Source organism: Protofrankia sp. Cas3 (assembly GCF_963555955.1).
In the GTDB taxonomy this organism is placed as follows: domain Bacteria; phylum Actinomycetota; class Actinomycetes; order Frankiales; family Frankiaceae; genus Protofrankia.
In genome coordinates this window covers 1-8,493 of sequence record NZ_CAUVXP010000205.1, presented here as the reverse complement: position 1 = coordinate 8,493, position 8,493 = coordinate 1, and the positions used below count along the sequence as shown (strand labels likewise).

At 68.3% G+C, this 8,493-nt stretch carries 8 protein-coding genes and 1 pseudogene; 7 read left to right on the top strand and 2 right to left on the bottom strand.

Annotated features, from left to right (window positions below; translation table 11 throughout):
* Nucleotides 1-220 precede the first annotated feature (220 nt).
* Nucleotides 221-1,132: a LysR family transcriptional regulator gene (locus U9983_RS24890; protein WP_322756342.1), complete on the bottom strand. Its 912-nt coding sequence runs from the start codon at nucleotides 1,130-1,132 to the stop codon at nucleotides 221-223.
* 177 nt (nucleotides 1,133-1,309) lie between these two features.
* Here U9983_RS24890 and U9983_RS24885 point away from each other — a divergent pair, with 177 nt between their 5' ends.
* The 6 genes and pseudogenes from U9983_RS24885 (at nucleotide 1,310) to U9983_RS24860 (ending at nucleotide 6,363) form a co-directional block, all read left to right on the top strand.
* Complete coding sequence (locus U9983_RS24885) at nucleotides 1,310-2,230, top strand: TauD/TfdA family dioxygenase (RefSeq protein ID WP_322756341.1); 921 nt, start codon at nucleotides 1,310-1,312, stop codon at nucleotides 2,228-2,230.
* Nucleotides 2,231-2,481: 251 nt separating this feature from the next.
* Nucleotides 2,482-2,756: pseudogene (locus U9983_RS24880) on the top strand (integrase); the annotation flags it as partial.
* Nucleotides 2,757-3,030: 274 nt separating this feature from the next.
* Nucleotides 3,031-4,146 (top strand): AmmeMemoRadiSam system radical SAM enzyme, encoded by a 1,116-nt coding sequence (gene amrS, locus U9983_RS24875; protein WP_322756339.1) that lies wholly within the window; start codon nucleotides 3,031-3,033, stop codon nucleotides 4,144-4,146.
* Nucleotides 4,147-4,226: 80 nt separating this feature from the next.
* Nucleotides 4,227-4,496 carry a radical SAM-modified peptide, FtsH ternary system-associated gene (locus U9983_RS24870; protein ID WP_416211527.1) on the top strand — a complete coding sequence of 90 codons (270 nt, stop codon included), beginning with the start codon at nucleotides 4,227-4,229 and terminating at the stop codon, nucleotides 4,494-4,496.
* The gene (locus U9983_RS24865) at nucleotides 4,487-5,209 is read left to right on the top strand and encodes a hypothetical protein (protein WP_322756337.1); all 723 of its coding nucleotides are present in this window, start codon (nucleotides 4,487-4,489) and stop codon (nucleotides 5,207-5,209) included. The genes U9983_RS24870 and U9983_RS24865 overlap by 10 nt, the downstream gene beginning before the upstream one ends.
* Complete coding sequence (locus tag U9983_RS24860; RefSeq protein ID WP_322756336.1) at nucleotides 5,206-6,363, top strand: ThiF family adenylyltransferase; 1,158 nt, start codon at nucleotides 5,206-5,208, stop codon at nucleotides 6,361-6,363. Before U9983_RS24865 ends, U9983_RS24860 begins: the two co-directional genes overlap by 4 nt.
* Nucleotides 6,364-6,417: 54 nt before the next feature.
* Here U9983_RS24860 and U9983_RS24855 read toward each other — a convergent pair whose 3' ends face one another.
* Entirely contained in the window at nucleotides 6,418-6,822 is a 405-nt protein-coding gene (locus tag U9983_RS24855) for a hypothetical protein (RefSeq protein ID WP_322756335.1), read from the bottom strand.
* Between the two features lie 55 nt (nucleotides 6,823-6,877).
* On the opposite strand from U9983_RS24855, the gene U9983_RS24850 reads away from it, so the two are divergent.
* The gene (locus U9983_RS24850; RefSeq protein WP_322756334.1) at nucleotides 6,878-8,347 is read left to right on the top strand and encodes a toll/interleukin-1 receptor domain-containing protein; all 1,470 of its coding nucleotides are present in this window, start codon (nucleotides 6,878-6,880) and stop codon (nucleotides 8,345-8,347) included.
* Nucleotides 8,348-8,493 lie beyond the last annotated feature (146 nt).

Here is an 8,493-nt window from a genome sequence, read left to right as displayed (position 1 = left end):
CCCGCAGCGGCGACGGCTGGCGCGCTCACCCGCGCCGGGCTGGCCGCCGACGCCGTCCGGCGGGTCGCCGCCGGCGACGCCGAGACCGCGGGGGCGGCATGCACCGACCACGACCACCGACACCCGCTGCACCGCTGTACCGCTGTACCTGCCGAAAAGCACATCCGAGCAGGTCAGGCCGCGTCTCGGCCGAGCCCCGATCGCGATCAAGGCCCGCGGTCTAGGGGCCGAGCGGACGAGCATCGAACTCCGCCTGTGCGATCTCGACGAAGGCGCGAGTCAGCGACGTCTGGTGGGTGTCCTGCCAGATCATGAGCTGGAAGAGGTGCGGAACCTCGCCGTCGAGCCGGCGGATGACGATGTGTGGCCAACCGCCCCAGCGCCGCCGGGTGGCTTCCCCGACGAGCGCCACGCCGAGGCCCGCCGACACCAAGTCGACGACCTCCTCCTCGCTGGCGATCGGGTAGGAGCGGTAGTCGGTCGTCACGCCGCGCCGGTTCAGGAAGTCGAGGATGCGTTGGCCATGCGTCCGATCCGTCTCCGCCGAAGGAACAAGCAGGCGCTGCTGCTGGAGGTCGTGGACGGTCAGCCTGCCCCGGGCCTGCAGCGGATGGTCGGTGGGCAACGCGAGATGATTCTGGGCGAAATCGTGGAGTACCAGGCAGCTGAGGCCCACCGCGAGTTCCGACGTCGAGAGCGAGAAGCTGACGTGGGTGTTGCGGTCCCGCATATCGTCCGCCAGCCGCTGGTTGTTCACCTGGCTGGGGACGATGTCCACGTCGGGATAGCGGGCCACGAAGGCCCGAACCGCCCGCGCCATTACCTCGCCGCTGCCGGAGCTGTATGAGATCCGCAGGAAGCCGGCCCGGCCCGAGGCTTCCCCGCGGGCGACATCGCGGACCCGGCCGTGTGCGGCCAGCAGGTCGCGTGCCTCCGGCAGCAACCGCCGCCCGGCGGGGGTCAGCGTCACGTGGTGGGTCGACCTGTCGAACAGCGTGACTGCCAGCTCGTTCTCCAGTTGGCGGATCTGCTGGCTGACGTGGGACGCCGAGTACTGGAGGCTGGCGGCCGCCCGACGGTAGCTGAGTTCCTGCGCAACGGCTACGAAGCAGCGCAACTGCACCACCCGCATCCCCGGCCACCTCCCTCGCGCCCCAGGTTCGCGCGGCGGCCGAGAGGGACCGGACGCAGCCGGTGTTCACGATAGCCGAACAGCAGTTCGTGAACCCGCGCTTCCTTTCTCGCACCGGCCGGCAGAGGTTGCACGGTAGAGCCCTCCAGGGGCAGGTCGATCAAACGAGGTGACTGGATGAGTATCGGTGTCGACGTGTGCACAGACGGAACAGTCGGCCGACTGTCGTGGGAGTTACTGGCGCCGTTCGGAGTGCGCCTGCACGTCGACGACCTGCGGGCCGGCCTGGCACAGGACGAGCAGGACGTGCTGGCCACCCTGCTCTACCAGCACGGCTTCGTCGTGGCGGCCGACCAGCAGCTCACCAAGGCGGACCTCCGGCGGGTGGGCAGCTACGTCGCGCCGCTGCTCCCTGAGGAGCACGAGGCGAACCCGGTGCTGGCGCTCAACCGCGAGGAGGGTGGGTTCGGCACCCGCGAGCTCGTCTTCCACCGTGACCTGATGTACGCCGAGCATCCGTTCCATGCGATCGCCCTGCATGCGCTCTCGGTCGCCGAAGGCGAGACCAGCACCTTCGTCTCCAGCGGAACGCTGGCGTATCGGCGGCTGCCGGCCGAGCTGAAGGACCGGCTAGCGGGCCTGAGCGCCCTGAACTCCCTGCACGGGCGGGACGAGGAGGGGCGGATCTCCGAGCGGGAAGTCTACTTGCCTGGCTGGCCCGGCTACGTCCATCCGTTGGCAGCGCGTCACCCGATCACCGACGAGCCGGTGCTGCTGGCGTGCCTCATGTCCACCGTGCGGGTTGAGGGACTGGCCGCGGACTCCAGCGAGGAGCTGCTCCAGCAGCTGTTCGGTCACCTCAACGACCCGGCGAACGTCTACGAGCACACCTGGCGCGAGAACGACCTGCTGATCTGGGACAACTTCGGTTGCGCCCACGCCCGCCGGAACCTGGCCGGGGTGTCGAAGCGCACGCTACAGCGCCTCACCATGGGCAAGCTGAGCTTTCCCCTGGCCTACCCGAACTTCAGCATGAGGAGCTTCACGGACTCCTACGACGGAGAGAACTACATGGGCAAGGGCGGCGGCCAGTTCTAGCTGGCGACCTCTGTCGCTGGCCGCTCGGCCCACTGATCACAGGAGGCCGGCCGTGGGTTGGCCACCACGGCCGGCCTTCCAGTGATCTTCGCCGCCGGCCGGTGGCGGTGGACTCGGCGGATTAGCCCTGTACCTGCCGAAAATGTCATCCGCCCAGCTCAGGGCGGTCGCGGTCGTCGTGCCGACGGTGGACTCCTTGCACGTCCTGCCGGCGCTCGTCGGGTGCGGTGGCTGCGCGAGGATGCCGGTTCGTGTTGGTTCGGCTGACCTACCTCGGTGTCACGAACGCGTTCGTGCTGCTGCGTCTGCTGCCCCGGAGCGACTGTGACAAGGACGTCGAGATCCTCACGCTGCGACACCAGCTAGCCGTGCTGCAACGCCAGCTCGACGGCCAACGCATCCAGTTCCAGCCCGCCGACCGCGCCCTGCTCGCCGCGCTCCTGCACCCGCTGCCCCGAAGCCAACACTGCACGGGCTGCGGCTACTGGTGCGCCCGGAGAGGGTCCTGCGCTGGCACCGCACTCTGACCCAGATCCGCCAGTAACCGCTGATGCTGAGGGATTGTAGATCGTTGGAACGTGAGCGGGTGCCTGCCGTGCAGGGAGAATCGGGGTTACCAGACTGAAGCGATCCCGTTTCCGTGGACAGCAGACCTGAAGGTCACTGTCTGAAAGGAAGGGCCGTCATGGGAGCAGCACGAAAGTCACATCGTTCGGGCGACTGCCGACGTGGGGTTCGGGCGCCCGCTCGCCCGCGAGCGCGGGGTTCGGGCGACCGGCCATCCGCGGTCGGAGCACGTCATGTCTGACGGCCGATGGCCTGACGACCGACGGCCTGACGGTTTACCCGGGCCGCAGTGGCGGCCGGCGCTACTCGGTGAACCTGCTGAAATCGAGCCCAGCGGGAGCGGATCCGGCGAAAGCGACGCGGGCGCCGGGCGAATTCGTTGCCTACTGTGCCCGCACGGCTGCGAGCTGGGGGTCGGCGAGACCGGTGTCTGTGCCGTGCGGCGTAACCACGCCGGCGTGCTGGAGACCGCCACCTACGCGGTCGCCGTCGCGCACCTCGACGCGATCGAGCGCAAGCCGCTCTACCACTTCCGGCCGGGGAGCCGGGTGCTCACGATCGCCGGGCCGGGATGCTCGTTCCGCTGCAACTACTGCGTCAACCACAGATTGTCCCAGTACGGCCAGGTCGCCGACGTCGCCTGGACGGCCCGGCCCGCACAACCCGCCGAGCTGGTCGCGCAGGCCGCCGCGGACGGCGCGTCCCTCGGCATGTCCTACAGCGAGCCGAGCCTCGCCCCGGAGCTGACCCTGGACCTTGCGGCCCTCGCCGCCCCGGCGGGCGTGCCGCTCGTGTGGAAGACCAACGGGTTCCTCACCGCGCCCGCGATCGACCTGGTCGCGGGGGTGCTGGACGCGGTGAACATCGACGTCAAGGCCGCGCGGGAGTCCGCCCACCAGCGGCTCACCGGTGCGCCGCTGCGTCCCGTGCTGGACGCGGTCGAGCGGTTCCGCGCAGCCGGCGTGTGGGTGGAGGTGTCCACGCCGCTGATCCCCGGCGTGTCCGCCGAACCGGACGCGCTGCGCGCCATCGCCCGCCACCTCGCCGGCATCGACCCGGACATCCCCTGGCATCTGCTGCGCTTCACCCCGGACTTCCGGATGCGCCGGCCGCCCCCGACCAGCCCGCAGGCCCTGGCTGCGGCGCGGGCGGCAGGGTGGGACGCCGGCCTGCGGTTCGTCTACGTCGAACGGGCACTCGGCGCCGCCGGCCGGGAAACCCGTTGCCCGGTATGTGAGATGTCGCTGGTGCAACGCGGCATCTGGGAGACACTGGAATCGGTGGTCACGCACGGCACCTGCCCGCACTGTGGGCAGCCGATCCCGGGACGATGGGGGGATGATCGGTGAAGCAGTCCACCGATGGCAGCGGGACGGACGGCAGCCAGACAGACGGCAGCGGGCCGGACGGCGGCGGGCCGGACGGAAGCATGGCGGACGGAAGCGTGGCGGACGGAAGCGTGGCGGACGGAAGCGTGGCGGACGGCCGGACCGGCGGTAACACGTTCGTCGAGTCTCTACCGGACCTCATCGACGGATCCGAATACGCCGACTATCCGGATGGTCGGCTGGTCCGGTTGCAGATCACCGTGACCGAGTCCGGGGTGGAGATCATCGGCGACGCGTTCCGCCCGGCCGTCCTTGAGGCGCTGCTGGCGGACCTCGGCGGTGGCCCCACGGAGCAGATGCTGTGCGGCTGAGCTCTGACCCCCCGGGTGCCGGCGAGTTGGCCGCGCTCGAAGCCGGCATCAGTGAGGGGCTGGACCCACAACCATCCGGTGAGGCACTGGAAGGCAGTCCGGTCGGCGGCGACGGGAGCCGGACCGCCGTCACCCACTCGGAGTCATGGTGGACGCACCTCAGATGCAGAACATGCGGTCACACCTTCCGTCGCGGGGACAGGGTCCGCGTGCGCGGGGCCGATGACGCCGCTCTGGTCGTCCACCTTGATCCGGCGCTGCGCTGCGAGGGCGAAACCGCGACGGACACTGCGACGGATAAAGCGAACGGAACTGCGAACGGAACTGCGAACAGAACTGCGAACGAAACCGCCGACAACGCCGGGAAGGACGCCGAGGAACTGGCCGTGTTCGCCGCCGGCCTGCTCGACGCCTGGCCGCCCGCCGGGGACGTACCGGTCGTCCGGCTCGCCCCGCACGCGCTCCAGGTTGCCCGGCCCGACATGGGGGGGCCGGACGCCCCGAAGTTCCTGGACGCCCCAACGTGCCTGGTCTGCGGTCACACCTTCCGGGCGGGCGAGCACGTGGTGGTCTGTCCGTGCGGCATGTACCGCGGCTTCTGCGTGGCGGCCGTGCACCGGGACCCGGTCGCCGGCCTGACCTGCTGGGATGACTGGCGGCCCGACGGAGAGCTCACCCACTGCCCGGTCACGCTCAACCGGGTGGAGCGATGACCCTGGTGGGCGACCGCTACGCCCGCCACCGCCTCATCCCCGACTGGGACCAGGACCTGCTCGCCACCAGCACCGCGGTGATCGTCGGAGTGGGCGCGCTCGGCAACGAGGTGGCCAAGAACCTGGCACTCGCCGGTGTCGGACGGCTGATCCTCTGCGACCCGGACACGGTCGCGGCGAGCAACCTCAGCCGTGCGGTGCTGCTCGAACCGGAGGACATCGGACGACCGAAGGTCACCGCCGCGGCCACCGCGCTGGCCCGGCTCGCCCCGGATGTCGCCGTCGAGACCCGACAGGCCGACCTGGCCGCCGGGGTCGGCCTCGGCGAGTTGGCCGACGCCGGGGTCGTCCTGGGCGGTCTCGACGCCCGGCGTGCCCGATTACGCCTGCTCGGACGGGCAGCGCTGGTCGGCACGCCACTCGTGGACGGTGGCACCTTCGCGTGGGGCGGTGAGATCCGGTTGCGGATGGACCCGGGCGAGCCCTGCTACGGCTGCTCGCTCACCCCACACGAGCGCGGTGAGTCCGACCTGCCGTGGAGCTGCGCCGAGATCCGGGCGGACGGTCCGCAACCGGCGTCGATCGTGGCCACCTCGATCGTCGCCGGGTGGATGACGCTGGTCGCGTTGCGCGTGCTGTTCGGCAACCCGCCGGAGTACCGGATGCTGCGCATAGACGGCGGCACCGGCCAGACCGCGCCGGTCACCCTGACCAGGGACGGTCACTGTCCACACCACCGGCCGCTGGACGGGCCGGTCCACCCGCTGTCGGTCGATCACCATGCCACCGTCGGTGAGCTACTCGAAGCCCTGCCCCCTGGTGCGGAACCGCTGACCTGGGCACCGTTTTCCGTCCCAGGCCAGTGCCACCACTGTGGTCGTCATCACGATGGCGATGACAACGGTCACGGTCAACAGGGGCAGCAGGCGCAACCGTCGAGATGCCGGGATTGCGGGCGGACCATCCGGGTCCGGCGCAGCGAGCGGCTCCGCGACGCCGACCCCGGGCGACGCCTGCACGACCTCGGCGTGGCACCCGAGGAGATCCTGTCCGTCGCCACCACGACGCAGGCGGATGGGCAGGCCGAGTTCCAGTGGCACCGGTTGGCGACCCCGACCCCGACCGGGACGTCCGGCAGCGGCTCAACGATGTGAATCTGGTGCTACTGGAGCAGCACGAGATTCACATCCTTACCGCGTGATCCGCGGTCAGGACGGGGTCAGGACGGGGTCAGGACGCGGGCGGCGGGGGCGGCTCGTCCTTGGCGACTCACCCCGGGCGCTCTTGTCCGCTGGCGGAGATGCGTCGGTTGTCGATGGCGCGGCCGCCTTTGTTGATCTCAGCACGCACCTGTGCGACCCGTTGATGGGAGATACCGGGCGGGCTGCTGTCACCGCTGTGGAGCTGTCGCCGATCTCGTATCGGAGATCGAGATCGAGGGCGTCGTCCGTCTGGTCGGTCATGAGGACGATGACCTCCCACACGTTGCGCTGCAGCGCGGACAGGCTTCGCGCGAAGGTGTGAGCGCCGGCAACATCCGGGACGTCTGCAAGCCACGCGTCCCGTTCCCGCGTGACGTTGACCCGGTAGACAGCGCGTGTCGTGTTCTTCATGTCTGTAGCCATCTCTTCCCGAACGCCGGCGCAAGATCTGCCTTGATCCGGGCGGGTGTTCCCGTCGGAATATCACCAGGAAGCATGCGAGCCCAGGACGTTGTCATCGCTGTGGCGAGGACTACGCTCACGTTACGGCGCAACTGGGGCAACCGTTGCGACGTCGGCGCTGCGGAGGCGGGGGGTTCCAGTGGCACCGGTTGGCGACGGCGGCAGGTCGCCGAGCGACGGGATCCCGGACGGCGACCCCGACATCCGCCTGAGCCGCGACGACCGGGACGACTTCCGAGATGAGCTCGCGACGGTCTATACGACGGAGGCTGCCGCCTCCACCGTGCTTAACCAGATCGACTTCCCACTTGCGTACCGACCGGCTCTCCAAGGTAGCAACCCTGAACAGTGGTGGAGTCAGATCTTCTCCGATCTCAATGCCGGGATCATGGCGGGTGGGCCCTACCGAAGGTTGCTGCGCACAGCAAGACGTCGTTTCCCCGGCAATGCCGTGTTTCAGCGACTCGCCACGGTCTATCTTGACAATCAGCATGTTGACGCTGGCAATCTGGACGACGGGACTTCGGTGTCGGCCACCGAAAATGGGCTTGAGCCGGCGGAAGTCGAGGTGGGGTCGGCGCAGAGCTGCCATGTGATTGTGCGGGCGGGTTCGGAACCGGAGCGCCGGCACGCCTGGGAGATCCTCGCGAATCTTGGCTTGGAACCACACGAGTTCTGGTCGACCACGGACACCGTTTCCTATCGAGTCAACGACGAGAACACCGAACGGGTGCGGGAGCGGCTCGAGGAAACCGACCTCGGGTGGACGGTTGTCCCGGCGGGTGAACCCGACTACGTGTTCCAGACGCTCTACGCACGGGGGCCGGACGGCCGGCAGGTCCGGTTGAATGACACTCCCGCCCAGCAGACCGTCGGCAACGTGGCCGCTTCGGTGATGGAGGAATACCCGCCCGCCTATACCGACCCTGCCCGTTCCGTTGTCGTCGACGAGGTGCAGGACGACGGCTCGGGACGGCGGCTCAACGGGGACGACACCCTGCACGGAGCGGGTTTACACAACGGATCCCGGATGCGGATCGGCGGGGATGCCTCGGATGCGTGGATCACGACGGCGACCAGGATGTCAAAGATCTTCCTCTGTCACGCATCTCAGGACAAGGCCCAAGTCCGAGATCTTTACCAGCGGCTGCGTAGTGACGGATTCGAGGTTTGGCTCGATACCGAAGACCTCCTGCCTGGTCATGACTGGGACTTGAAGATTCGTCAGGCTATTCGTACCAGCCGCACCGTTCTTGTCTGTCTTTCATCGACATCGTCGAACAAGAAGGGATACGTCCAAAAGGAAATTAAACACGCGCTGGATGTCGCCGACGAGCAGCCCGAAGGATCGATTTTCTTGATTCCTGTCCGACTCGAACACTGTGAAGTGCCGGATCGCCTGCGGAAATGGCACTGGGTGGATCTATTTGAAGAATCCGGTTATGTCAAGTTGATCAGAGCGTTACGCTCGTAGCAATCTGGACTCACCTTATCCAGCCTACGCCTTGGGTAGGCAAGGCCTTACAGGACGAGTTCTGTATCGGTGTTCGCCATCTCCTCCTCGGTCATTGGAGCCAGTGGCTGTAGCTGCTTGAGGAGCACGTTTTCCGGAACGCTCGT